Genomic DNA, 25,511 nt, shown 5'->3' with positions numbered 1-25,511 from the left:
GTGCCAGCACGGGCATTTCTTTAAACAGGCGCCACCTATTTGAAAATCTACCAATTTCTAATAGAGTAATTGATAAGCGTTATAAATGAAGAGGTGCTAAATGGTCACGCTCCGACATATGCAAGCGTTCCTGGCCGTCGTGCGGACGGGAAGTTTTACGCGCGCAGCCGACCTCATGAGCATTACCCAGCCAGTCGTCTCAGGTCTTGTGACCAATCTGGAGCAGGAAGTGGGCTTCAGGCTGCTTGACCGGTCGACACGCCGGGTTGAACTGAGCGACGCAGCCGCGGAATTTCTAGAGGATTCACAGTTGCTCGTTCGGAATTTCGAAGATGCGGTGCGGCGCGCGCGGGATGTAGGGGCCGGACGGCGGGCGCATTTAAGGGTCGGCGCACCGCCTTTGCTTGCGACGATACTCCTACCCCGTGCGATGCAGTTATTTATGGAGCGCTCGGCCGATTTGGCCGTTACGCTCATCGATCGCTCGATGGTGGTGCTCTATGAAATGGTCCTCGAGGGAGAACTTAACCTTGCGATTGGAAGTTTTGAGGGAAGCGATCCTGCGATCGCACGGATTCCCCTCGTATCGGACCAATTGTCCGTACTCTGTCGAAAGGAACACCCGCTCGCGCACGTCAGGAAACCGCAATGGAAGGATCTTGCCGGGTTCCCGATCGTAACCCTGCCTAAGGGAAATGGAATTCGCCAGAAGACCGAGCAAGGCTATATGCTTGCAAACGTTGAAATGGTTGTCGCCTATGAGCTGGAACAACTCGCAACCGTTATCGCGATGGTCGACGCCGGGTTCGGCATAAGCGTGGTTCCGCCTTACGCACTGTCCTGCCTCCCTTCCCAGAATCTGGCCCATCGACCGTTGACCGCTCCGGTCGTGACCCGATCGATGGAGATCATCCGTCGCCGCGACCGAGCATTGTCTCCTGCAACGGAGGAATTCATCAACTGCCTACGGTCGCTCGCCCCTCAACTCAGCCGACGGACTGTCGCCGACGCCGCGAGCGGAGAACCGGTAGATTGACGTGGCCGACTTATTGGTAAAACGAATAACGATATATATCGTATCGTGATTTTCTTATAAGCGATGCACCTGTATCGTTCGTGCAGGCATCAGGATGTCTTAGCGAGGCGTCACCTGCGAGCTGCAGGGACCGGCCTGACGCTAGATGGCAGCGCGTCCCCTTCTGAAAATCGGTCGGCGCGATAAGCCCAAGCGTCGTCAAGGTGCAGGAAGAATGCCGTTTGTGGCTTGGACGGCGTTAAGGCTTGCTTCCAATTCGACCGAAGGGTTAGGCTCCTGACAGATACGCAATTTAGTTGACAATCTCAAAACAAGCGGGCTGCAAAGTCAGCGGGAGGAACGTATGAATTCGGAACACGAAGGATCACAGCCCGAGCGAGGTCAAACATCTCCGGCCGCAGCTTGTCCGCATCTCGACGGTTATGACCCGCTGCAGCCTGATCAAGTTGCGAATCCTTATGAGTGGTTACGCCAGGCGCGCGCCGACTCACCAGTATTCTATATGCCAAAATACGATATGTGGTGCGTCGCAAACCACGCATTTGCGATGGAAATTTATAGAGACACGCTGACCTTCTCCAACCAGGCAGCCCAGCGGCCGCAGACCCCAATGCCCGATTCTATTAAGGTACTCATCGGCGATCAGCCTCTCTGTGCCGCGGGCAACATCAATTTCACAGATCCGCCGGATCACATTCGATTGAAGCGCGTCCTGGCGCCCGCCTTCATGAAGGCTCTCGCCGGCATCGAGCGGACGATCCAAGACCGGGCAGATGCCTTGGTCGAAAAATTCATCGATCAACACGCAGTGGACATTATTGCCAACTTCACGTGGCCGCTTCCCGTCGCCACGATCGGCAAGCTCCTTGGCGTACCAGATGAAGAGATGACGCCTGTAAGAATTTGGGCGGAAGCACACTTCGAACTGACGGGCGGGGGCCGGCTGTCCGACGACCGGGCCCAGCATTGTTGGCGCAGCGCTGTTGAGATCGATCGTTTTGCGAAAAAGCTGGTGGAGAAGCGGCGACAAGAACCCCGGGATGACTTTCTGTCACAGCTCATCATTCTGCAAAAGCAAGGAGAGGATATTAGAGACGAGGAAATCGTCACCGCCGGTCTTTCCATGATCCGGGCCGGTACCGATACCAGCTCCCAGACGCTAGGCCAGACTCTGCTTTTGCTGCTCACCCACCCCGAACAATTGGCAGCTGTAAAAGCCGACAGCGGCCTTCTTCCTTCCGCGATTGAGGAAGCCCTTCGCTTGCGGGGACCCGTGAGGGGATTGATCAGAACGGCAACAAAAGAGGTCCGGCTTGGTGAAGTCACAATTCCGGCGGGCGCAAAGATATATCTCCATGTAGGGTCTGCATCGCGCGATGAGACGCTATTCGAGCATGCTGACGTCTTTGACATACGTCGCGAGAATGTGAAAAAGCATCTTGGTTTCGGCGCTCTTACGCGATTGTGCATCGGAGCGCCGCTCGCGCGGCCTACGGTCAGAATTGGACTAAAGACCTTACTGGACCGGCTACCTGACATTCGGCTCGCTTCAGATTTTCAAACTCTCGAATACACACGCAGCATGGTCGTGCCGTCTTTAAAACGATTGCTCGTATCCTTTTAACAGGTGCTGACAGTCCACCAAAAGGAGAGAGGCAATGAGCCCGACAAGCATAGTGACTGAGTTTATCAACGCCTGGAATCAAAACGATATTGGCAAGGCAATGGGGATGCTGTCGGAAGATGTTTTCTATCACAACATCCCTATGGAGCCCATTCGCGGGCGAGCGGGCGTGCAAGCGTTTGTGAATAATTCGAAGTTGAAGCTGGGTACCCGGACGCGCCCCCACTGGCAGTTGCTTGCTATCGCCGAAAACGGCGACACCGTCCTGACGGAGCGAATTGACGCGTTTCACGCGATGGACGGGCACCGCAAGTCTTTTGACGTTCCGCTTATGGGCGTATTTCGTGTCGCCGACGGCAAGATCACCGAGTGGAAGGATTACTTCGATCTCGAGACGTTTCGCCGCGGCGTGGCGGAATATTGCGGCGAAGACTAATCCGCGATCTATACCAGCAACGAATAACCTCAAAGGTCTGCAATCGTCGACATGACAAAATCGCAAGAGACTATCAGAAGTGTTTGGTTTGAGGCCCCACGAACGGCATCGCTAAGGGAAGAGACTCTTTCCGAAATCAGCGAGCGCGAAGTGCGCGTTCGTGCGATTCACTCCCTTATCAGTGCAGGCACCGAGCTCAACATGTATCGGGGGCAGGGAAACCTGCCCGAGCAGTTCCTGGCGTCGATGCAGACGATGCGTGGCAAGTTGCCCTTTCCCATCAAGTTCGGATATCAGGTCGTTGGAGAAATCGTCGACGCCGGTCGTCTTTCCGGGTTTTCGATCGGAGACAAGGTTTTCACGGTTCACCCACATCAAAATCTGTTCAACATCGAGACGGGGGGACGCTTTGTACGGAAGATCCCCGACGGCGTTAGCCTTCAGCATGCGCAATTCACGACCATGTTCGGGGTTGCGCTGCAGACGTTTCTGCAACGACCGGTTCGGCCGGGCGAGGTCGTCGCCGTCTCCGGCCTCGGATTGATCGGGGCGTTTTCGGGCTATCTATCGCGGCTCTCCGCGGGACGGCTCATCCTGATTGAACCGCTCGCGAGCCGCCGGCGCAGATCCGCTTGGGTCGGCGCGGATTCGGTCGTCGCGCCGGAGGAGGCAAAACAGGCAATTGCGGATCTGAGTGGCGGCCGTGGTGCAGACTTGTTCATCGAGACGAGCGGCGCGCCGGCTGCGCTGCAGACCGCGATCGACAACACAGCCGCACTGGGAACGATTGCCGTACCGGCTTGGTATGGTACGAGGCCAGTTACTCTATCGCTATCGCCTGATTTCCATCTAAAGAGCTTAAAAATCATCAGTATACACGTGTCCAACCTAGACGAGGACAAGCGCTGGGATGCAGAGCGAAAATTCCTCACCAGCGTCGACTATTTGTCGAAAATTGATGTCGAGAGATTCCTATCCCATCGCATTCCTTTCGCTGAAGCGCCACAAGCGTATGATCTCATCGACAAAAATCCCGATGAGACATATTCAATCTTGCTCGAATATTAGAAGCCGGCAGCGAATCTTCACAAGTTCGGAATTGTCACGAGGCACAAACGAGAAGCGTGCACCGCCCGTCTCTCACCCGAAACTGGATTGAACCACGCGGGAGCTCGAGCGGCGGTCAATTTGCGGTCTCCACGAGCGCACCGGAAACTCATTGATGTCATGGACGCTTCGCTACGCACCCCATCTCGGCTATAAAGACCCTGGAGAACCTTTATTCTCAGCACTGGCGGGGCCCGACCCCGTATCGCACGTCAAGTTCGCGCGAGAGCGCGGTATGGGGGGAATTCTATACCCATGGGCCGCTTCGCGCAGCCCGGAGGAACGCGACCGCGTTGCGGCGGCCTTGGTGGAGTTCGGCCTTGACTGTGGGTGTATCGCATCTACGCCGCGCGACGCCATCATGGAGGGTATCTGGGTTGCGCCGGATTCCGATGCTGTTCTTGTCGAACATGTTTCTTCCGCTTTGCGCGTTGCGAAGAGCCTAGGCTCGCGAACGCTAGTAGTGCTGGTTCGTGGGCGCGACGGACTGTCTCGGCCCGTCATGTGGGACAGAGCGGCGGATCGGCTGCGTAGAATCGCCGATCTTGCGGGTCGCCAGGATGTAATCTTGTCGATAGAGCCTATGATAGTGATTCCAGACATGCTCTTGCGAACTTTTTCGGAAGCTGTCGAGTTTGCTCAGGAGGTCGATCACCCGGGTGTAAAGCTCACGTTTGACACGGGACATGTGTTCCAGATGGGCGATGATTTGCTACCGACCTTTGTTGACGCTTATGACCATATCAACACTTTGCAGCTCGCTGATATGCCTGGACGGATGGAAGTTGGTGCAGGCGAGATCAACTTCGTCTCTTTGCTCGCTCACGCCATTCGGCGCGGCTACGATGGCCTCGTCGAATTGGAACATCAATGGTCGCAGCCAGGTGTTAGCGGCGAACAAAACGGCCTTGAGATGCTTTCATCTGTCGATCTGGCAGCCAAAAAAGCCGCCCAGGGCTAAAGCAGTAGCCAACCTTAACAGCCGGGACATGTAGGAGGCCGCTCAGATGAACCCTCAACGATACGATATCGTAATTGTTGGCGGTGGCGCAGCAGGATGTGTATTAGCAAACCGATTGTCCGCTGATAGCGGGACGCGTGTACTCTTGATCGAGGCAGGGAACGACTTCGAGCCCGGGAAAGAGCCAGCAGCCATACGGGATCGAGGCGTTCGCACGACACGGCTTCCCCAATACTATTGGCCTGGCTTGCTCTTCACCGATGGTCCGCGTCGTGGCCCCTTTATGCAGGCGCGGGTCATGGGTGGCGGATCATCGATAAACGGAATGCATGCCCAGCGCGGCGTTCCCCGCGATTACGATGAATGGAGGCAACTTGGTATTGTCGGCTGGGGATGGGACGATGTCTTACCTTATTTTAAACGTCTTGAGAGAGATATCGATTTCGATACGCCGGACCATGGGCAGGATGGTCCGATCACGGTCCAACGCGTTCCTCAAAAAGATTGGAGCAGCTTTTCGCGAGCCTTCCAGGATGCGCTCAGTGACAGGAATGTTCCGCCGCTCGCCGACATAAACACGCAGGCGGGTGACGGTTCAGGTCCCGTTCCGCTCAACATCGGCGAAAGCTCCCGCCTTTCCTCGGCCATCGCCTACCTCACTCCCTCGATCCGTCGCCGAAGCAATCTTGCGATTCGAGCAAGCACCGAGGTCCTCAGGGTTATTTTGGTGGGCGGTATGGTCACGGGCCTGGAGCTTGTCTCGGGTGAGATAATCTCGACAGGCCAAGTGATCGTTTGCGCCGGAGCGATCCACTCACCGGCCCTTCTCCAGCGTTCCGGCATCGGGCCAGGTGCCAAGCTAAAAGAAGCGGGTGTTTCCGTCGCGTTGGATCTGCCCGGCGTCGGGCGCAACCTGCGCAATCATCCCATCGTTACGGTCTCATCTCACCTCAAGCCGCGCGGGCGACAACGCAACAAAAGGGTCCGTCCGCCCTCGACAATGATCGCTCGGTACTCGTCGAACGTCGCGGGTACGCAACCAACGGATATGTTACTGACGATCTGGGAGCGCAATCTGGGTCCATTGGAGGTCGATCCCTTAGGAGGCCAACTTAGCCAATCGATGGTTATTTTGAACAAGCCCTACTCGCACGGCGAGGTAGGATTGACATCGGGCGCACCGATGGGACCGCCTACAATCAACGCGGCCTGCTTGAGCGATCCACGCGATCTCGAACGCATGGTGTTGGGTTTCAAGATGGTTTGCGATATTTTGTCGAGCAACCCCGTCGGTTCTTTTGTGAATCACTCATTTGTCGCCAACATATCCATGGGGAAGCCACCCGATCTTTTGACTGCAAGGGTGTTACAGGACAATATAACAGCAAAGTTACTCAGCGCTGTTGGCGCCGTTGCAATGGACCTGTTGCCAATGTTTCGAAATGGCATGATGAACCGCGTGGGAAGCTCTGTCTCCTCAATCCTAGCCGACGCTGACAATCTGCCCGCTTTCGTTAAGTCGATTGTCTATCCGGGCGGACATCCAGGCGGGACTTGCCAAATGGGCCCGAAAAACCAGACGAGCGCCGTGGTCGACTCTCGTTGTCGCGTATGGGGTGTTGAAGGGCTGCGCGTGGTTGACGCATCGATCTTCCCGACATTGATGTCAGGCGGAACAAACATTCCGACAATGATGGCAGCGGAAAAGGCAGCGGACCTGATCCTTGAAGATCGCAATGCAAACCTATGATCTCAGGGCACTTGAGATCTGTTGAGATAGCGCGGACTATTGGCATCGACGGAGGGGGCGTCGGTTTCCCAGAATAATCGCGAGACAGCCATCCGATATCTAAATTCTTAACCGCATCTGCGATTCGCAAAATTGGGACAAGCGGTCTTTACTTTGTTCATCAACAAAGCGAATTGTAGGCGAGCCAGTGAGGAATAATGAGCAATTTCATTTTAAAAAACCTACTCAAGGCCGCCTATTGGATTGATGATGCGGTACAGGAAAACATGGAAGCGCACGGCTTTCCTCGTGTGAGTCGGGCCGTCTCCTGGGTCCTACTTAATATTGCTCAGGGCGATCAACGGCAGACGGATATCGCACGCAACCTCGGAATAAGCCGGCAAGCCGTGGGGAAGTTGCTGATTGAATTGAGACACCGCGGTATCGTGGAACTCCAGGCAGATCCTAGAGACAAACGAAGTCGTATCGTCAGATTTTCGAAGAAGCACGATGACCAAAAGGCTGCATGCATTTCGATTTTGACAGCGCTCGAAGTCGAGATAAGGGCGCGAATTGGTGCGAGGGTGTTCGACCAGATGAAGCGCGGTCTCAGCGCGGATTGGGGTAAAGCACCAAGGTTAGAGGAATTGTCTCTTGCGAAAAAACAGGCTGCGGGAAAGCTCCAACTCAGGAAGCAGGTCTCCAGCAGAGTGCGCGCCCGCCTCAGCGCTCCATAAATGGCAAAAATGGGTGAGGTTCTTCAGCGGCGGTGCAGCCCTATTTTCCGACAGTCGGCGCGACCGGCGGAGCGGCGCGCGGCGAAAAAGGAACTATTATCGTTGGTCAAACTCATCAGAATAGCCCGGCGCGGGGAGCTAGGTCGACGGATAGGCTTGCGCGAGAAATTCAAGTGAAACAGCGTTAAACTCCTCAGATTTCTCAATATGTGGAAGATGGCCGCATTCTTCGAAAACCACCAACCGGGCATCACGAATGCGATTTTTAATATTCTCAGCATAACCAGGTTCACGCAGCGCGTCATTTGCGCCGGCGAACATTAGCACTGGCACCACGATGTTTTCATACCTTGTCGCATCGGGCTTGCCGAAGTCACCTGCCGCGCTGACAAGAGGCGAACGAAAGCGCGCTGCCGCAATTGCCTCCCAAGCGCCGGGGGTGACACTCGCAGCATGGCGCCGACGGATATAGGCCTCGTCATCTGCCCACTTGGGATCGTGTGTGATCACCGATACGAGCCGGCGCATCCCTTCGAGCGATCCGTCGTAATCAAGCGTAGAACGGCGAGCTTCGTTGTCTGGGACGAACCCTCCCCCACTCGAAATCACCAGAGCAGAGACAGGAAAATCCGCGCGCCGAGCGGCGGCGATGGTCAAAAGCAACGTGCCGCCCATGGAGCTTCCGAAGAAGGCGGCGCGATCGATCGCCATCGCCTGAATAAAGCGAGCCATATGGTTGATACGACGCGCCGCTCCGCCACCGAAGTCATAGAGCTTGTCGGTCTGGCCAAAACCCAGCCAATCCGGCGCTAGGACGCGATAGCGGGAAGCGAGCGCTGGAATCGTATGCTCCCAGCTTAGCAGACCGCTTGCGCCGTATTCGCCACTATGCAGCAAAAGGACGGGTGGACCTTCTCCGGCCTCGATGTAATGGGTGCGAATGCTATCGACGACAATAAATTGGCTACGCAGCTGGAAATTGCTCAATTGTTGGAATCCGCAGTATGAGGGCACTTGAGTTTTGGTTGGGGCACCACGGTCGTTCAGCGATAGTTCACGTCGGAAGAGCCGAATTGGAGTCTAAGGAGACTGGCTTGCGCCAAGCGGCGGCGGTTTCTTCGACGTAGGCCTTGAATGGTCGTGGCGCCCTGCTCAGCAGCGCAGTCACCGCATCTAAATCGTCCGGTCGGGCCAGCATCCCATGAGCGGCGAGGCTACGATACATCATGGCCAGATCGTAAACGAGCCAACTCGGCAGGAACGTCTTTACTCCGTCCTGCCAGGTATCGATGCTCCCAACATATCGCACCTTCTTTTGAAGCGCCGTACTCCAAATCGCCGCGCAATCCTCCCCTGTAAGTTTTTCCGGACCGACAAGATTGTAGCTCTTGCCGTGATGCCCATCCTCAGTCAGGGTTCGTCCAGCAGCTTCCGCGATATCGCGCACGTCAATCCGACAACAGCCAACCGATCCGATCGGTTGTAGATACAATCCCCGCTCGAGAAGAAGCTTCTGGCAGTTCCTGTCATTTTGGAAGAAATGGTTAGGACAAATGAACGTATACTCCATGTGCGATCGTACGACCGCTCGCTGGATAGCTACTTTCGCTCCGAGATGCGGAATATGGTCGAGTTGATCCAAGCAATGAGATGACTGGTAGACGAAACGCCGAACTCCCGCTTCGCGAGCCATCTGCACAGCCAACATACCTTCGACGGTCTCTTGTGCAGAAGGAGCGTTAAGCATAAAGACGGCATCGATGTCACGAAATGCTTCCGCAGCACGCTGAGGATTGCCGACGATATCGCAGACAAATGCCTCGACATTCGCGGGCAACGCAGCCGCTCGTGCCTCGCTCCGAGTCGCAACCCGGACGTCCACCTTTCGTCCCAAAAGGTCGACGACAAGAGAAGAGCCCACGTTTCCGGTTCCACCAATAACGAGAATCCTCATGGAATCGCCTCGCCTATCTCGATCAGGAGTTGCCCCAATAGCCTTGAGTGCCTTTGATCGGCATTCCTGAGCGACGCAAATCGATCAAGATTTCGGCCGCCTTGACCGCAGCCGTTACAGGCGCGACAACGGGTACGCCGTCGATCTCTTCGATCCCCGCGCCCACCGCAAGCAAAACCGAAAGCAGACCGCAGCCAACGATAAGTACGTCGGCCCCATCATCAATACACGCGTGTGCGACGGGCGTTACCGCGTCGACGAGTTTGTCGAGGCGACCTTCCATCAACCACCGTACGCCATCCATTTCTGTCGCGCCGATCGAACGAACGGGATGATACTCGATGGCGTTGGCCCGGCGCCCATACACGCGAATGGCGTCTTCCATCTCGCAGATATAGCGGCGATTGGGCGACAGCACGGCAAAGCGGCGCCCCATCAGGGCAGCGAGCGTCATCGCGCTTTCAGCCAACCCCGTAACAGGTATGTCGAGCATCTGCCGGGCAGGCCAAGCTGCAGAGTCGAAGTAACAATACACAATTGCTGCATCCATCGATCGCGAGTTTTCGAGGATATTGTTGAGAATGACCTTATCATTGGAGAAACGCGCCCCGAGATTGTTGATCTCGGATATCTCCGAGATACCCGTTGATGGGCGAAAGAAAAGTTCCGTTTCGGGCCGCTTCGATCGGCTGGCGCAGCCGATGATGAGCTTGCCGATCTCGCGAGACACGAGACTATCTTCCTTACGGGATGTCGGACCTTGTAAGAGTATCCTCATTCTTCATCCGACCTTTTCCAATGCGGCATCGATTACTCCAGGGGTTCTGCGCCGGCGGCAAGGGCGCGCTGCACTCGCCACGCTCCCATATCCTTGAGATGACGGAAAACATGGGTGGTCCTAGTCTGATCGAAAATCAGCGATTTGTTTTCAACAATATCCTCAGCCGTTGCGGTAACGTTGGTATACCCATCAGTTGATGTGAAGAACTGATGGAAAGTATGTCCGGCGCCCGTCTCCACGATTTCACCGTTGACGTCGCAGTCTTTATGACTAAGCCAAGCGGCGACCGGCGAAATTTGATCGGCGCGCATGTTGCGCTGCCACCAACCTTCGGAGTTGCTGGCCATACTCGTCTTCGATCGCTCCCTGGCCTTTGGATCAAAGAACGGTTGAGCCAGACGTGTATAGGCGATGACGCCGAGCGCGTTGACCTTGATGTCGAGATCACCGGTCTCAAGTGAGAGTTGCCGCGCCAATCCGACAACAGCCCATTTTGCCGCGCCGTAGTGAGTAAGACTTGGCATACCGGTCAACGCGGCCTGGGACGTAATAAAAATAACGCGCCCGTATTGCTGGTGCGTCATATGTGGCCAGGCAGCACGGGTAACGAGCCAGGCGCCATCCAGATGAACTTGGATAAGCCTGCGAAACTGTTCGTATGTCATCTCCGCAAAGGGGACGAACTCGACCACGCCGGCATTATTGATGACAATGTCGATGCGCCCCCAAGTGTTGATCGCGGACTGAACGATGCTTTTGGCTCCGCTTTCTGTGGCCACGCTGTTCGTGTCGGCAACCGCTTCGCCACCGAGCGCTTGGATCTCCCGAACAACCTCTTCGGCTGGTGAGATTTCGCAGCCGCTTCCATCGGCGGTGGACCCGTTGTCGTTAACTACAACCTTGGCGCCGCGACGAGCAAGGTAGAGCGCGTGCGAACGCCCCATACCGCGGCCAGCGCCTGTCACCAGCGCGACTTGTCCTTTAAATGTCAGGGGCTGCATTACTTCCTCACCAGTTCACCAGTTATTCGCCAAGTACTACTCGTCAATTGACGGGTTGAAGCAAAGAACGAGCGGATAAGCACAGCCGCCGCTGGCCCACGACCCCCGAGCCGCCGACCGGTCGCCCGATCGACGAGCGGTATACGCAAGTTTGGATGAGCCGACGGTCCGCTACCGGTTGAACTGCCAGCGCGCTTAGCGTGGCCCCCTTTCTCAGTTCTCCCGGAGTCAGCGGCCCAATGCGAGCGCCCGACGTGTCAAGATGGAAAGACTCGTCTCCAATTCTGCACTGTCACCGCTCGCTTCAAACGGATCGCTTGTTCTGGATCGATGAACTCCAGCAGAAACACGCCCTCGACCCATACCTCGGCGAGGCCAAATTGGCCGCCGGCGCGGTCGCTATGCTGCGCGGGCCAACCGGCTTCCTTAGCGATAGCAAGAATTTCCGGTTCCGGCTTGTCGATGAAGATCCCCAAATGCACCTCCGAGTGGCGCACCGGGGGCTGGTCCGTGGTCCAGTTAAATTTGCCGGTGTCATATATGAGGCAACGGCCGCGCCGCGTGACTTCAATCTGGACGGTGCCGTCTTTCGACCAAGCCATCCAGGCATCTGGGCCTCCGGGTGGAAACGTCGTCACCTCTCCACCAAAAATCCGCGCCAGCACCTGAACTACCGACTTCGGATCGTCCGCCGGAATCGACGCATGTTGAATCATCATCCCCTTGGTTCCCCGGTGGAATTGCAAGTTATTTGACCGACGTCGGATTTCGCGATGCCAGCATGTCTGCTCCTTCTAACAGCCCGAGCATATTTTAGAACGGGCCGACTTCTTATATATTGATAGGCACGATCTATAAATCCTAACGCCCCGAAGTTGACCTACTATCCGATCTGGGCGCATGCGAACGTTTGAAAATGGCCAAGCCAGCGTCAAGAGCGATCTCGAATGATCGCCAATCTGTCTCAGCACTCGCGAAGGGGTTAGAAGTTCTTCAATTCCCCTTCCTGCCTTGGGTCGTCGTAACACTAAGAGACGAAGTTGTTGAATATGCTTCCTAGTAGGTAGCGCGGCCACCGGAGAGGTCGAACGCAGCGCCGGTGCTGAATGAGCATTCCATGCTGGCGAGCCAGCAGACCAGCGCGGTCGCCTCTTCGATCGTACCGAACCTCCCGAGCGGGATCTTTGACTGCATAAACTCGATGTGCTGAGGGGTCATCTGGTCGAACAGAGGCGTCTTGATAGCCGCCGGCGTGATACAGTTTACGCGGATACCAGTCAGAGCCGTCTCCTTGCCGAGAGATTTGGTCAGCGCGATTACGGCGGCCTTGGATGCGCTGTAGGCCGAAGCGTTCGGATTGCCCTCCTTCCCGGCCACGGAGGCGACATTTACAATGCGGCCATAGCTGCCCTTGTACATCTCTCGGACAGCGGCGCGGTTGGAGTAGAAAACTCCGTTGACATTTACGTCAAAGACCTTGCGCCAATCCTCGCCCGAGTAGTCCTTCAAGGCGGCGTTCGGCCCGGTGATGCCGGCGCTGACCACGAGAATGTCGAGCCGGCCTCCCAGCGCTTCGATGCTTCGATGCATGGCGGCCTCGACCGCTCCTTCCGCGACGACGTCGACCGTTTGCGTATCGCAGGCGCCGGCTTCCTTCGCCGCGGGGACAAGGGCGTCAGCGTTCAAGTCCCAGATCGACACACGGGCACCTTCGGCCGATAGGCGACGCGCGACGTCACGGCCGATACCGGACGCCGCGCCGGTCACGACGGCCGTTTGCCCTTCGAATCTTCCGCTGAAGATGCTCATGGCCTCTGCTCCACAACCCCCGACCATTCGTGGACCTGTTGGCGCTGGGTGCCCAAGCCCTCGATGCCCAATGTCATAACGTCGCCAGGCTTTAGGTAGATTGGGGCGGGCTTCTTACCCATTCCGACGCCCGGCGGCGTGCCAGTCGCAATGATGTCGCCGGGCATCAATGTCATGAAGCGGCTGACGTAGCTGACGATTTCGGCGCAATCGAAAATCATCGTCCGCGTGTTGCCCTGCTGCATGCGTTGTCCGTTGATGTCAAGCCAGAGCTCGAGCGCCTGTGGATTACGGATTTCGTCCGTCGTCACCAACCACGGCCCAACTGGGCCGAAGCTGTCGCATCCCTTCCCCTTGTCCCACGTGCCGCCGCGCTCCATCTGGTACTCGCGCTCGCTGACATCGTTCACGACGCAGTAGCCGGCGACGTGAGCGAGAGCGTCGGAAGGCTCGACGTAAGAGGCTCGCGTACCGATCACAATCCCGAGCTCGACCTCCCAGTCCGACTTCTTCGAACGTTTCGGAAGGACGACGGGGTCAGTCGGACCGCTAAGGGAAGTAATCGCTTTCTGGAATACTATAGGCTCTGATGGTATCGGAAGGTTTGCCTCCGCGGCATGATCACCGTAATTGAGACCAATGGCGATGAACTTCCCGACTCCTGCGATCGGGACGCCAAGTCGGCGCTCGCCTACAACGAGCGGCAGTTTTGACGGCGAGACGGCCGCGATCTGTTCCAGCGCTGAAGGCGACAGATTGGCCGGCGTGACATCAGCAACAAGACTCGATAGATCGCGCAAACGACCCTGATCGTCGATGAGCCCCGGCCTCTCGGCGCCAGGATTACCAAATCGAACGAGCTTCATATGGAGTTTCCTTTTGTCTCGTAGCCTCTATGTTCGTACGGCTCCCGACAAACGTGGGAGCCTCGCTGGATGACCGTCGAAGCCACCGTCGATATTGATATTAGGAGAAGCTCGTCTGGCGCGCCGCGACGGCTCGGGTGAGACGCCATTACGCATCTGGGACAAGCGCCACCTCAAACGCAGAGGCCTTCCCGGCGGCGATGGCGCAGAGCGAGAGAGACTGCATGCGTTTAGGCGCGTCGTTTCCACGCCACACGATGTGCAGATCCGGCCGAAGTAGGAACAGGCCGAAGCCGAAGATTTCCTGAATATGCGGTTCGTCGAGATGGACGACCTCTAACGGAGCGTCGATGGATGAGAAAGCCGCCTGTAGATCGGAAAGGTCGCAAGTGCCCCGAAGATCAAGCAACGTATAGTTTTGACCCAGGATATCTTGCAGCGCGCGGCCATCCTTGAGCCACATATGCGGAATGCGCACCCCAGGTGTTGTCTGGGGCGTGTATGTCGTCACGCTCCAATCAGGAAGAGATCCTGTCTCCGTACAAACAAGGGGTGACCCAGCATACGAGTACCCCAATTCTACACCGACCATTGAATAGATCCGTGCGTGATGTTGTTGTGCTGCCCGGCCTAGGGTCGCGCGCACCTCAGCGCCTTGCGCCGTGTCATCCCTGATCTCGGGCCGCCACCATTTGCGCCATTCCATTTGCCCGGCTGCGGCCCAACCAGAAGCGTCCCGATTCTTGAGGCCGACCAGTCGCCTCTCGTACTCGTACGATGCGAGCAACTGTCCGCCCAGACCGAAGCCCTTCGTGCGGTCGTCGGGATCGACGCTCACAATCGCGACCCGGTCCTTGATGCCGATCCGCTGATCGATTCTGAATTTGGGCGCGAACTCCTCCTTGCCGGGGCAAGCGCCGCCTCATTCGCGTCCCAAATCGAGACTTTCGCGCCTTCTGCCGACAGCCGGCGCGCCACGTCGCGGCCAATACCGGATGCCGCCCCAGTCACGATGGCTGTACGCCCCTTGAACCTCCCGCGATAAATGTTCACGGGCGGCGCTCCCGAGAAGCCGACCATTCCCGGACCTCTTGGCGTTGGATACCGAGTCCCTCGATACCCAACGTCATAACATCACCTGGCTTCAGATAAATGGCGTCAGGCTTCTTTCCCATTCCGACTCCCGGGGGTGTGCCGTTTGCAATGATGTCGCCCGGCATCAATGTCATGAAGCGGCTCACATAGCTGACGATTTCCGCACAACCAAATACCATCGTACTAGTATTGCCGCTCTGCATACGCCGCCCGTTAACGTCGAGCCACAGATCGAGCCTTTGAGGATCCGCTATCTCGTCGGTTGTCACCAGCCACGGACCCACGGGCCCGAAAGTGTCGCACCCCTTCCCCTTGTCCCAAGTACCGCCGCGCTCCATCTGATACTCCCGCTCGCTGACGTCGTTCACGACGCAGTAGCCAGCGACGCAGGCAAGGGCATCCGCGGGCTCGACATAGGATGCTGTTGCACCGATAACGATTCCGAGTTCTATCTCCCAGTCAGACTTGCGCTATCCTTGCGGCAGAACGACAGGATCGTTCGGGCCGGTTAGCGAGGTGATGGCCTTCTGAAAGATGATCGGCTCCACGGGCAATGGTAGGTTTGCCTCGGCCGCGCGATCTGCATAGTTGAGACCGATTGCAACGAATTTTCCGACGCCAGCAACCGGCACACCAAGCCGCGGTTCACCGGGTACTGGCGGCAGGTTGGAAAGAGCAACGGCCGCGATCATTTCCAAGATAGGCCGCGCCAGCGTTTCCGGAGTAATATCGGGAACGACAGCGGAAATGTCACGAAGAACACCTTGACCGTCGATGAGCCCGGGCTTCTCTGAACCGGGATTTCCAAATCGAACGAGCTTCACCTACAACTTCCCTTTCTGTCTCACGCCGCGGCCAAGCAAGGCCTGCGGGTCGACAATCCGCACCAATCGTCTAATGATCGATCGCTACGCGCGGCGCAACGCGGTCGGCTGCGCTCCAAACGGCTTGGCGGCGTTCTCTGGCGTCATTGCTCGCAGGTGCTCCACCTCGAACGTCGACACATTGCCGGTCGCGAGCGCGCATAGTGCACGAGCATCCACACCTACAGGCGGCTTGCTTCCGCGCCATACGATGTGCAGATCTGGTCGCAAAAGAAACAGACTGGCTCCGAAGACTTCGCGCACGTGAGGTTCATCGAGTCTCACGACATCCAGTGGCGCGTTGATGGACGCGAATTCCGACTGCAGGTCGGAAACATCTGAATCGGCTCGAAGATCAAGGATGGTGTAGTTCTGACCGAGAACGTCCTGCAGGGCGCGGCCGTCCTTGAGCCACATATGCGGAATGCGCACCCCCGGCGTCGTATGTGGGGTATAAGTGGTCACGGTCCAATCAGGCAGCGAGCCAGGCTCCGAGCGAATAAGCGGAGACCCCGCATACGAGTAGCCCAATTCCACGCCCACCATTGCGTAGATGCGCGCGTGATGGTGCTGCGCTGCCCGTCCCAAGGTTGCGCGCACCTCGGCACCCCTCGCCGAGTCATCTCGAATCTCGGAACGCCACCATTTGCGCCATTCAAGTTGACCGGCGGCGGCCCAACCGGACGAGTCTCGGTTCTTCAGACCTACCAGGCGCCTCTCGTATTCGTACGAGGCAAGCAATTGCTCACCACCCCAACCGGCGATCGTTCCCGCCAGCTTCCAGGAGAGATCAAGCGCATCGCCGACGCCGCTATTCATCCCCAAGCCGCCCGTGGGAATGACTAGATGCGCAGAGTCACCAGCCAGGCACACCCGCTTTTCGCGATAGCGCTCCGCGACCAGCAAGTGCAACGTCCAGTTCGTGACGTTGAGGATCTCGAACTCAAATGGGAATCCTACGACGTCCAGAATCGCTTCTCGGAAGTCAGTTCCCTCCGGCAAGCCTGAGTGAAGCGTGAATTCCTTTCGATCTCCCTGTACGATAAGCGTCGAGCCCAACTCATCGGCTACATAGTAGTGCCGCCCCTTTCCGATTGGGATTCGATCGAATAGCTCTTCCGAACGGAAGCAGACCTGACGCATCGAGCGAATGCCGCCCGTTCCTTGCAATTTTATGTCTAACTGCTTTCGAACGGCGCTCGCTCCACCATCCGATCCGACCAGATACCGCGCAGTATGCACTTCCTCGCCGCCATCCAGGCAACGCGCCTTTACTCGGACGCTGTCGGCGTCTTGCTCAAAGCTCAACAACTCCAAGCCGTATCTCACTGTGACATTTGGTGTCGCTTCCGCTACCTCGCGCAACAACGGCTCAAGCTTATTCTGAGATACCAGTTGGTACGGTTCCAGCGGCTGGCTACCGTCCGTACACTCAGCGATCGCCTTTCGATATTCGCCAACCGATGGATATTTCAGATGGGCGAGCGGTGGATCCACCAATCGCGTAATCACAAATACGTCCATTGGCACGTCATCTGGATAACCAAGCGCTCGAACGCGCTCGGCGATCCCCATACGTCGGAAAAACTCCATCGTTCTAGCGTTTGACCGATCCATCTTCGGCCAGGGCCCCGTGCTAGGCTGACGCTCCATCAGGAGACAACGAACGCCGCGGCGCCCCAAGTCGATTGCGAGCGTCAGGCCGACAGGACCTGCCCCGGCCACAATAACATCGAACTCGACCGGTTGTTTTTCTACGCTCGTCATCAAACTTTCCTCCAGAAGGCATTTTATTGTGGGCGGCATCTTGTCCGAAGATGCCGCTCGTGAGTAGTCGGACATCCTCAAGTCCGGCTATAGATGCTCTACACGTCTCGTCTTATTGAGATTTGACCATGACCGATCGGGCGCCCCACATGCAAACGCTCGAAGGCTCATAGTTGAATTGCCGAGGGCGATGGCTCTCTTCATCCTCGATCTCATCCACTCCGACCGAATATTCGAAGACCATGCCATCGTGTCCCCGGAAGTAGAGGAAGCGCGCACCGGATGTTGGATGACGGCCGGGCCCAAAAAGGATCGGCACACCTTGATCGGAGAGATGATAGAAGGAACGGAGCACATCGTCGTTGCTCTGCACCTGGTGATTGACATGGTGAATGCCCGGCCCTGCCGCTGGCGCGAGCGCGATCGTATGATGGATGGCATTGATGCGCATCAACGCGACATCTCCGATCCGATCGCTGACCCGAGCATTGCAGACCTCGGTCCAGAACTTTTCGTCGCGCATAGGGTCCGTTGAGTACAACCCCACGTGGCTGAAACCCCTGATCCCGGCGTCCCGAGAGGCAAAGTATCTTTTGCCACTTCGCGCCGGCCCGACAACCAACTCGATTCCGTTTCCTGAAGGATCCTTGAAGCCGATGAAGGCACGGACTTTGCGTTCATCACACTCCGCCGGGGTACCGACGTGCACATGGTGACCAAGCGCCTCCAGTGTGGCCGCCGCCGCATCCAAAGAGGGGGATTTGTCTACTTCGAAGGCGACAACCTGCTCTTGAGGGTTTCCCTGATAGTAGCACAATGTGTGAGCTCGCTCATCCGAGCGGAGATGGGTCGCATTCTTCCCGCGGTCGCCTACCTGGAGACCCAGTGCACGAGTCGCAAATGCCTCAGCTTGATCGAGATCTTGGGTGCCGAGGCGCACATAAGACACGTCCTTCAATTCAATCATGCTAGGCTTCCTTTTCTACGGCGACTGCCTATCGGGGTGAGCAATTAGTTCAGGCGAATCCTGACATTCACTCCCCCAACCGCATAACGTGTAGCGATCGAGCTCGAACTGCCGGGGATGATGGCGCTGCTCGTCAACAATCGCCATCTCACATCCGAACGCAAACATTTGCCGATCCGGCCCCTCAAATCTGACGAACGCCTGACCGGAAGCGGTTTCACGCCCAGGCCCTTGAAGGACTCTGACCTGATGTTCTTGCATGTGGTAGAAGTTCTGCATGATGTTATCAAAGCCCTCGACCTCGAAGGTGACATACAGCAAGCCACTTCGCTTCGAAGGATACAGCGCCACGCGATGGTGAGTTGCATCGCATCCCAGGTAGGCAATGCCCCCCACGCGATCGCGCACCTTCAGACCTAGCGCAGTCGTCCACAGGAGCAGATCGCGCTCAATGTTTACGGAACGGAGGCCGACGCTGTGGAGGCCACGCACACCGGCATCCCTTGGCCCATAATATCGTCGGCCACTGTGCGCGGGTGCAAACACCACATCGACCGGAAGACCGCCGGAATCCTGCGTGATCAGCGCGGCGCGAACAAAACGCTCCTGGCACTCCTGATCCGAGGCCAGGCGAGCCTCGAACTTGTGCTCTCGCAGTCGGACGAGGATGCTGTCCAGGTCTCGATGATCGGTAACCTCGATTCCGCACCCTGATGCTGCCCCGACGAACAGGGACAGCGTGTGCTTCCTTTGATCGGAGCGAAAGGTTCGGGTTGCGCCGTTGGTCACGACGGCCTGCAGGCCAACGACATCGGATACGAAGGCAGCGGCAGCGTCCAAATGCGACACACCTAGGCGAATATAGGCTAAATTCTTAGGACCAGACGCGCTCATTTTTTGAGTTCCGCTTTGAGCGCCGTGCTCCAGCGCCTCCCTCAGCGCAACCTACCCCATCGCAAAACTGTTGTAAAAGAAAAAAACCAAGTACTTTGTTTTTATAGACCAGCCTTGTATGGATGAACCGGACGGGGCTGCGTTGTGCGCTCCGCACGAAGGAGGAACTTCCCATGGACGTTGAAGCTGTGGCAGCTCGGCTACGGAACGCATACACGAAAGGACCGATACCGCCGCTTCGCGACGTACTCGAACCGACCGACGAAGCTGGCGCCTACGCGGTCCAACTGACTAACACGCGATTTTGGACCGCTTCGGGTCGGCGCCCGACTGGCCACAAGGTCGGACTGACGGCCAAGGCCGTTCAAAACCAGCTTGGGGTCAATCAACCGGATTTTGGGGTTCTATTCGGTGATATGGAGATTCCGAATGGCGAGACGCTGAACTGGGATGAACTGATTGCACCGAGGGCCGAAGCAGAGGTGGCGCTGATAATGGGCCGAGATTTGCGCGATCCGGCGGCAACGGCTGAAACGATCGCGGAGGCAATTGCCTATGCGGTGCCAGCCATAGAGATCGTCGATAGCCGAATCAGCGACTGGAAGATTACATTTGCGGACACGGTCGCCGACAATGGCTCTTCAGCGTTCTACGTGCTCGGCGATGCCAAGGAGCCTCTTAAAGATCTCGATCTTTACACCTGCGGAATGGCGCTCGAAGCCAACGGTGAGATCGCATCTGTGGGCGCCGGCGCGGCCTGTCTCGGTCACCCGCTCAACGCTGCGGCGTGGCTTGTGCGAACCCTATCGAGAGACGAGGGGCTCAAGGCGGGCGATGTCGTTCTAACGGGCGCCCTCGGTCCGATGGTTCCCTTGAAGCGAGGCGATACGCTGCGCGCACAAATCGGTGGCTTAGGAAGCTGTAGTTTTCGGGTGCGCTAGCAAAGGCGGGAAGCAGCATTTGGGGCGCGTGACGCGGTCCGCCTAAGCATTGGGTCTCTAGCGCTCCCGCCCTTTGGCAGGAGCGCTAGATTCCGCCTCAGCCCCCTACCCCCGCGCCGGTACCGGCAGCGCCGAAATTGTCGCTCTGGGAAACAAAGTTGTCGATCAGAGCTTCGAACTCGCGGGCATGCTCCAACTGCGCCCAGTGACCGCAGCGATTGAGCAGTACCAGTCGAGCGTTGGGAATGATTCCAACAGCCCGCAGACTGTTCTCCCAGTGCACTGTCCGATCATCCTTTCCATGGATGAACAGCGCCGGAACTTTCAGTTCCATCAGCTTCGGTACAAGTTGAGGATTGGGGATCGGCCGCCAGTTCGCGAAGCCCTCCAGCCAATTGGTCAAATGCTTCCGATTGGCAAGCGCGGCATCGGAGCGCTGCTTCATCAACGCGTCCGTTGCATAGGAGGAGTCGTAGACCATCACCTGCACGAGCCTTTTGAAATTCTCGGGCGTCGGATCGCGATAAACTTCGACGAGGACGCGAATGCCCTCCGATAGTCCGCCCGCGGTCAACAGCGGTGGTGCGATGACGCCGGCTCCCATGGAAATGTAGTGGGACATCCGCTCAGGGTAGCGGGTCGCGAACTCTGCGGCGATCATGCCTCCCATGGAATTGCCAACGAGAGCGGCCTTCTCGATGTTGAGCGCATCCATCATCTCGTGGACTGCTTCCGCAAGAACATCGGAGCGTGGACCTCCCGGCTTTAACTCATCGGAACGGCCCCATCCAGGGCAATCCACCATCAACATGCGGTACTTGCTGGCGAGGCGAATGTTCTGGTGGAAATTACTCCATCCCGTAGCGCCCGGTCCTGTTCCATGAAGGAAGATGAGCGGATGCCCTTTACCCGCTTCGTTATAGTGAATCTTCCAGTTCTTGGTTTGGATAAAACGGCTAGTCGATTGTTCTGTGTATTCGGACATTTCCTGTAACCTTTGCTCGGTCGTGTCGGATACGCAGGATGTGAGGCCTGCGCACTTCTCTGGATCTTAATGGGCGGCCTGACATCTCAGTCGAAGCCGGGCGCGCTCGCCAAAAAGCCACTCCGATGCATTGTCGCAACAGCGGTTTGTCATCCCCGGCAGCGAGCTTTCGAGAAATGCGCCGGGACGCGGCTGACGAATTGCATACGGATAATCCGACCCAATCACGAGACGGTCAGGGTCGAGGCGAGCGACTACCGACTTCAAGGTTTCGCTATCGTAGACGTTGGAGTCGTACCAAAAGCGCCGAGCCGTATCCCATGGGTCTTGAGGCAAGGATGCGTTTATCGAGGGCACCATTTGGCGCACAGCGCTCACGCGGCCAAGGACCGAGGTCAAAGCACCTCCTCCATGACTGAGAAGAACGCGCAAGCGCGGAAACTTGACCATGACGCCGCCAACGATCAAAGAGAGGGCGGCCATCGCAATTTCCAGCGGAAAGCTTGCGACCAACGCGACATCACCTGGACCGCCGATCCGATCAAGGCCACACGGATGCAAGGGGTGCACGAAGATCGCGAGGCCGCTGGCTTCGGCCGCTTCATAGATCGGAAAAAGAGCCGGGTCGCCGAGTGGTCGACCGTTGATATGTGTTCCTACTTCGACGCCGCATAGGCCAAGCCTAGCGACCTCCTCGAGCTCGCGCACAGCGGCAGCGGGATCTTGAGCGGTAATCATTCCGAGCCCGACAAACCGGTTCGGCGCCGCCGCAGCCATCGCAGCAATCTCGGAATTCATAATCTTGCCGAGGTAGGCCGAGTCAGCCGGGTCGAGCCAATGCGATAGAAGCTCGGGCATCGGCGACAACACTTGAAGGATCACATCTTCAGCGTCCATGTCGTGGAGACGACGATCAACGTCCCAAGATCGCGAGTCGATGGCTCTGAAATTCTTCCCGCCGACAACTACCGCGGCCTTGTCACCTTCCAAACGCTCGACTGTTGGCCATCGAGGTCCACGACTTGCGTCGCTGGAAATTTTTGACGGGACCACGTGCGTGTGCACGTCCACGATGGCGGCCGACCCGGCCTGCACGTCAACGATCGCCCGACCAGCAGCACTCATCGGCCCGTCAGTCCAGCTGAAGCATCCGAGAACCGATGATGGAGTGGAGGCCGCCTCATTTAGTTACTCCCCTCCGTTGAGATCCTGCTTATTGCAAAACAGATTACAGACGCACGCTACGCTGTCAATTAACAAAGTGACTACTCTGTTGATTTTAAGTCGGGCGCCCGCAGTCGGCGTGATCAGAAGCAAAATCTGTGAAGTTTAGGAGCGCGTTTTTTTAGCGTTGCGCGAGGTAGACAGTTCGTTGTGCGAAGCAAGATAGTCGAGGATTATCTTGCTCCACCATCGAGACAAACGCAGAAATTGTGGTTTGTCTCGCTCCATCAAGTGACGAACGCCGAAGCCTCTAACCAGCGACAAGGTCATCGCCAGGACGTCACGGGCAATCGACCGTCGCAATCCCTTTGCTTCAAGAGCCTCCCGCCAGGCAGTCTCGGCTTGAAATCGAGATGTGATAATTCGCTTCTGAACCTTGTCCAAAAGAGGACTTTGCCCATCGATCCCCAATGCCAAGTCCAGATAAAACGCGTCATCGAAGTAGAAATCAAAGGCATCTTCGATGATGTGGTCGATGACTTCTGCCAAGCTGCTCTCAGCAGATGGTTGCCAACGACTGCGCTGGACAAACTTGTCGTGAACGTAAGCAAATGTCGCAATGACAAGATCATCTTTAGTTGGGAAATGATGAAATTGCGCTCCTTGCGACACGCCCGCGAGTTCAGCGACCTCCTGCGTACGCAACCCACTCACTCCACGGGACCTGATTAGTTGCGAACTGACCTCAAGGATCTGTGTTCGCGTCTGCTCCCTTCGTTCCGCTTGCGTACGCCGGGTGCGCGCTCTCGGTGAGCTCGGGGACTTGGCAGTCCGACGCGCTCTCGTGCTCGAGCTCGACTCACTTTCTGTCATTTCGGACTAACCTGGCAATGCGTTGAATCAGGGATTTTCTTAGCACAACAACAGATGGCTGTGCGCACTCAGATGGCCCTTGGTACACGATTAGTCCCAAAATCCGCCATGGCCCCCTAGATCTAGGGATCCCGCTGATCATAGAAGTGCGCCCTAATTTAAAGGCGACTCGGACCTCAGAAGGCCCGATACACGCTCATTGGAGCGTCGGCTACGAAATTTACTTCAACGAGCGACGGTCCCGATCCGGTAGCTCCTGGCGTGCAGCTACTACGGAGCTGGCCTGGAGTTCTATGACCGACCTTGGCGGTCAGACGACGGCGCTTGCCTCCTTCGCCCGGTCGACGGTATCGCCGCCAACGAAACGCTGGCGCAGCTCGCGCTTGAGCAGCTTGCCGCTCGGGTTCTTCGGCAGGCTGTCGACGAAGATCACGCGCTTCGGCACCTTGAAAGGCGCCATCTGGCCGGCGCAATGCTTGATGACGCCCTCCTCGTCGAGCTTTTCACCTGCCTTGACCACGATGATGGCGGTGACGGCCTCGATCCAGCGCGGATCGGGCAGGCCGACGACGGCCACTTCCGAGACCGCGGGAATCTTGTAGACCATCTCCTCGACCTCGCGGCTCGCGACATTCTCGCCGCCGGTCTTGATCATGTCCTTCACGCGATCGACAACGGTGATGAAGCCCTCGTCATCAACGGTCGCGAGATCGCCGGAGTGGAACCAGCCACCGGCAAACGCCGCCGCGGTCTTCACGGGATCGTTGTAGTAGCCGGACAGAAGTTGCGGCGAGCGGTGCACGATCTCACCGACCTCTCCGACCTTGACGTCCTCCATTGCCGTGTTGACGACGCGCGTCTCGACATTGAGCGTCGGCTTGCCGGCGGAGCCTGCCTTGCGGAGCTGGTCGTCGGGCTGCAGCACGGTCGCTAGCGGCGCGATCTCGGTCTGGCCGTAGAAATTCCAGAACTTGACGTTGGGCAGGCGGCGCTGCAATTCGAGCAACACCTCCACCGGCATGATCGAGGCACCGTAGTAGGCCTTCTGCAGCGTCGACAAATCGGTCTTGTCGAAATTCGGCGAGCGCAGCATCGCGATCCAGATCGTCGGCGGCGCGAAGAACGACGTGATCTTGTGGGCCTGGATCAGCGCCAGAATGTTGTCGGCGGTCGGCTTGCTCGTGATCACGCCTGTGGCACCGAGATAGATTTGTGGCCCCAGGAAGACGTCGAGCTGGGCGCAATGATAGAGCGGCAGCGCGTGCAGCACCTTGTCATCGGCGCTCATTCCGCCATCGATGACGCAGCTCACATACTGCCACATCACGGCTTCATGGCTGAGCATCGCGCCCTTGGGCAGCGATTCCGTCCCTGACGTGTAGACGATCTGCGCGAGACCGCGGCTGTCGACGGAGGCATCAAGGTAGGAGCCGTCGGCGTGCAACAGATCGTCGAAGGTCGTGAGGCCCGTGGGCGCCGTGGCCGGGTCCTCGCCGGGCAGCCAAATCAGCTTTTCGACCGCGCAATCCTTGGCGCTCGCGGCACGTGCCGGCTCGACGAAATCAGGACTGGTCGCGAGAACCTTCGCGCCGGAGCTCTTGAGGATGAAATTGATCTCGTCCGGATTGAGCATGAAGTTGATCGGCACCAGCACGGCGCCGATGCGGGCCAGCGAGAAGCGCAACGCAGCAAAGGCGTGGGAATTGCGCGACAGCACCGCGAAGCGATCGCCCTTCTTGACGCCGAGGCCGAGCAGGCCGCGGGCAAGCCGGTTGCAGATCCCATCCAGGTCACGAAATGTCCAGCTTACGCTGCCACAGCAGATGGCCATTTTGCCTGGCCTGCGGCTCGCAGACCGCCGCAGGAGATCCCCAAGGGAGTGTTCGCGGGCCTTACGAAGACCGACTGAAAGCGCCATGAT

At 57.4% G+C, this 25,511-nt stretch carries 24 protein-coding genes and 1 pseudogene; 8 read left to right on the top strand and 17 right to left on the bottom strand.

The window, feature by feature from the left end; all coding sequences use genetic code 11:
• Nucleotides 1-100: 100 nt before the first annotated feature.
• From B5V03_RS02110 to B5V03_RS02080, 7 genes are all read left to right on the top strand, one after another.
• The gene (locus B5V03_RS02110) at nucleotides 101-1,036 is read left to right on the top strand and encodes a LysR family transcriptional regulator (protein WP_129267601.1); all 936 of its coding nucleotides are present in this window, start codon (nucleotides 101-103) and stop codon (nucleotides 1,034-1,036) included.
• A 343-nt stretch (nucleotides 1,037-1,379) separates the two neighbouring features.
• Nucleotides 1,380-2,660 (top strand): cytochrome P450, encoded by a 1,281-nt coding sequence (locus tag B5V03_RS02105; RefSeq protein ID WP_129267600.1) that lies wholly within the window; start codon nucleotides 1,380-1,382, stop codon nucleotides 2,658-2,660.
• A 34-nt stretch (nucleotides 2,661-2,694) separates the two neighbouring features.
• A complete protein-coding gene (locus tag B5V03_RS02100) occupies nucleotides 2,695-3,096 on the top strand; it encodes a limonene-1,2-epoxide hydrolase family protein (RefSeq protein WP_129267599.1) in 402 nt (133 codons plus the stop codon).
• Nucleotides 3,097-3,147: 51 nt separating this feature from the next.
• The gene (locus B5V03_RS02095) at nucleotides 3,148-4,164 is read left to right on the top strand and encodes a zinc-dependent alcohol dehydrogenase (RefSeq protein WP_129267598.1); all 1,017 of its coding nucleotides are present in this window, start codon (nucleotides 3,148-3,150) and stop codon (nucleotides 4,162-4,164) included.
• Nucleotides 4,165-4,318: 154 nt separating this feature from the next.
• Complete coding sequence (locus B5V03_RS02090) at nucleotides 4,319-5,164, top strand: sugar phosphate isomerase/epimerase family protein (protein WP_129267597.1); 846 nt, start codon at nucleotides 4,319-4,321, stop codon at nucleotides 5,162-5,164.
• A 46-nt stretch (nucleotides 5,165-5,210) separates the two neighbouring features.
• Nucleotides 5,211-6,914: a GMC family oxidoreductase gene (locus B5V03_RS02085; protein ID WP_129267596.1), complete on the top strand. Its 1,704-nt coding sequence runs from the start codon at nucleotides 5,211-5,213 to the stop codon at nucleotides 6,912-6,914.
• Nucleotides 6,915-7,111: 197 nt separating this feature from the next.
• Nucleotides 7,112-7,630 carry a MarR family winged helix-turn-helix transcriptional regulator gene (locus B5V03_RS02080; RefSeq protein ID WP_129267595.1) on the top strand — a complete coding sequence of 173 codons (519 nt, stop codon included), beginning with the start codon at nucleotides 7,112-7,114 and terminating at the stop codon, nucleotides 7,628-7,630.
• Nucleotides 7,631-7,768: 138 nt separating this feature from the next.
• Here B5V03_RS02080 and B5V03_RS02075 read toward each other — a convergent pair whose 3' ends face one another.
• The 13 genes and pseudogenes from B5V03_RS02075 to B5V03_RS02015 all read right to left on the bottom strand — a co-directional run bounded on the left by B5V03_RS02075 (nucleotide 7,769) and on the right by B5V03_RS02015 (nucleotide 19,627).
• The gene (locus tag B5V03_RS02075; RefSeq protein WP_206736109.1) at nucleotides 7,769-8,617 is read right to left on the bottom strand and encodes an alpha/beta fold hydrolase; all 849 of its coding nucleotides are present in this window, start codon (nucleotides 8,615-8,617) and stop codon (nucleotides 7,769-7,771) included.
• Between the two features lie 67 nt (nucleotides 8,618-8,684).
• Complete coding sequence (locus tag B5V03_RS02070) at nucleotides 8,685-9,584, bottom strand: SDR family oxidoreductase (protein ID WP_129267594.1); 900 nt, start codon at nucleotides 9,582-9,584, stop codon at nucleotides 8,685-8,687.
• Between the two features lie 22 nt (nucleotides 9,585-9,606).
• Entirely contained in the window at nucleotides 9,607-10,314 is a 708-nt protein-coding gene (locus B5V03_RS02065; protein ID WP_129267593.1) for an aspartate/glutamate racemase family protein, read from the bottom strand.
• An 80-nt stretch (nucleotides 10,315-10,394) separates the two neighbouring features.
• Entirely contained in the window at nucleotides 10,395-11,366 is a 972-nt protein-coding gene (locus B5V03_RS02060) for an SDR family NAD(P)-dependent oxidoreductase (RefSeq protein ID WP_129267592.1), read from the bottom strand.
• A gap of 257 nt (nucleotides 11,367-11,623) precedes the next feature.
• Complete coding sequence (locus B5V03_RS02055) at nucleotides 11,624-12,085, bottom strand: hypothetical protein (RefSeq protein ID WP_129267591.1); 462 nt, start codon at nucleotides 12,083-12,085, stop codon at nucleotides 11,624-11,626.
• A 337-nt stretch (nucleotides 12,086-12,422) separates the two neighbouring features.
• Nucleotides 12,423-13,175: an SDR family NAD(P)-dependent oxidoreductase gene (locus tag B5V03_RS02050; RefSeq protein ID WP_129267590.1), complete on the bottom strand. Its 753-nt coding sequence runs from the start codon at nucleotides 13,173-13,175 to the stop codon at nucleotides 12,423-12,425.
• The gene (locus B5V03_RS02045) at nucleotides 13,172-14,041 is read right to left on the bottom strand and encodes a fumarylacetoacetate hydrolase family protein (RefSeq protein ID WP_129267589.1); all 870 of its coding nucleotides are present in this window, start codon (nucleotides 14,039-14,041) and stop codon (nucleotides 13,172-13,174) included. Before B5V03_RS02045 ends, B5V03_RS02050 begins: the two co-directional genes overlap by 4 nt.
• A gap of 148 nt (nucleotides 14,042-14,189) precedes the next feature.
• The gene (locus B5V03_RS02040) at nucleotides 14,190-14,879 is read right to left on the bottom strand and encodes a hypothetical protein (protein WP_129267588.1); all 690 of its coding nucleotides are present in this window, start codon (nucleotides 14,877-14,879) and stop codon (nucleotides 14,190-14,192) included.
• The gene (locus B5V03_RS02035) at nucleotides 14,876-15,121 is read right to left on the bottom strand and encodes an SDR family NAD(P)-dependent oxidoreductase (protein WP_164987722.1); all 246 of its coding nucleotides are present in this window, start codon (nucleotides 15,119-15,121) and stop codon (nucleotides 14,876-14,878) included. The genes B5V03_RS02040 and B5V03_RS02035 overlap by 4 nt, the downstream gene beginning before the upstream one ends.
• A pseudogene (locus tag B5V03_RS02030) lies at nucleotides 15,091-15,960 on the bottom strand (fumarylacetoacetate hydrolase family protein). The gene B5V03_RS02035 and the pseudogene B5V03_RS02030 overlap by 31 nt, the downstream one beginning before the upstream one ends.
• An 84-nt stretch (nucleotides 15,961-16,044) precedes the next feature.
• Nucleotides 16,045-17,841 (bottom strand): FAD-dependent monooxygenase, encoded by a 1,797-nt coding sequence (locus B5V03_RS02025; RefSeq protein ID WP_245502141.1) that lies wholly within the window; start codon nucleotides 17,839-17,841, stop codon nucleotides 16,045-16,047.
• 37 nt (nucleotides 17,842-17,878) lie between these two features.
• Nucleotides 17,879-18,733, bottom strand: a complete 855-nt coding sequence (locus tag B5V03_RS02020) for a VOC family protein (RefSeq protein ID WP_129267587.1) — start codon at nucleotides 18,731-18,733, stop codon at nucleotides 17,879-17,881.
• A gap of 15 nt (nucleotides 18,734-18,748) precedes the next feature.
• The gene (locus B5V03_RS02015) at nucleotides 18,749-19,627 is read right to left on the bottom strand and encodes a VOC family protein (protein ID WP_129267586.1); all 879 of its coding nucleotides are present in this window, start codon (nucleotides 19,625-19,627) and stop codon (nucleotides 18,749-18,751) included.
• Nucleotides 19,628-19,800: 173 nt separating this feature from the next.
• On the opposite strand from B5V03_RS02015, the gene B5V03_RS02010 reads away from it, so the two are divergent.
• Nucleotides 19,801-20,568: a 2-keto-4-pentenoate hydratase gene (locus B5V03_RS02010; RefSeq protein WP_129267585.1), complete on the top strand. Its 768-nt coding sequence runs from the start codon at nucleotides 19,801-19,803 to the stop codon at nucleotides 20,566-20,568.
• A 97-nt stretch (nucleotides 20,569-20,665) separates the two neighbouring features.
• Here B5V03_RS02010 and B5V03_RS02005 read toward each other — a convergent pair whose 3' ends face one another.
• The 4 genes from B5V03_RS02005 to B5V03_RS01990 all read right to left on the bottom strand — a co-directional run bounded on the left by B5V03_RS02005 (nucleotide 20,666) and on the right by B5V03_RS01990 (nucleotide 25,508).
• Complete coding sequence (locus B5V03_RS02005) at nucleotides 20,666-21,553, bottom strand: alpha/beta fold hydrolase (protein ID WP_129267584.1); 888 nt, start codon at nucleotides 21,551-21,553, stop codon at nucleotides 20,666-20,668.
• A gap of 66 nt (nucleotides 21,554-21,619) precedes the next feature.
• Complete coding sequence (locus tag B5V03_RS02000) at nucleotides 21,620-22,678, bottom strand: amidohydrolase family protein (RefSeq protein ID WP_129267583.1); 1,059 nt, start codon at nucleotides 22,676-22,678, stop codon at nucleotides 21,620-21,622.
• A 204-nt stretch (nucleotides 22,679-22,882) separates the two neighbouring features.
• Complete coding sequence (locus tag B5V03_RS01995; protein WP_129267582.1) at nucleotides 22,883-23,590, bottom strand: TetR/AcrR family transcriptional regulator; 708 nt, start codon at nucleotides 23,588-23,590, stop codon at nucleotides 22,883-22,885.
• Between the two features lie 310 nt (nucleotides 23,591-23,900).
• Nucleotides 23,901-25,508, bottom strand: coding sequence for an acyl-CoA synthetase (locus B5V03_RS01990; protein WP_129267581.1), 1,608 nt, complete (start codon nucleotides 25,506-25,508; stop codon nucleotides 23,901-23,903).
• Between the last annotated feature and the right edge of the window lie 3 nt (nucleotides 25,509-25,511).

Origin of the sequence: Bradyrhizobium betae, assembly GCF_004123905.1 — a bacterium.
GTDB classification, from domain to species: Bacteria; Pseudomonadota; Alphaproteobacteria; order Rhizobiales; family Xanthobacteraceae; genus Bradyrhizobium; species Bradyrhizobium betae_A.
This window is presented reverse-complemented; position numbering and strand designations above follow the sequence as displayed.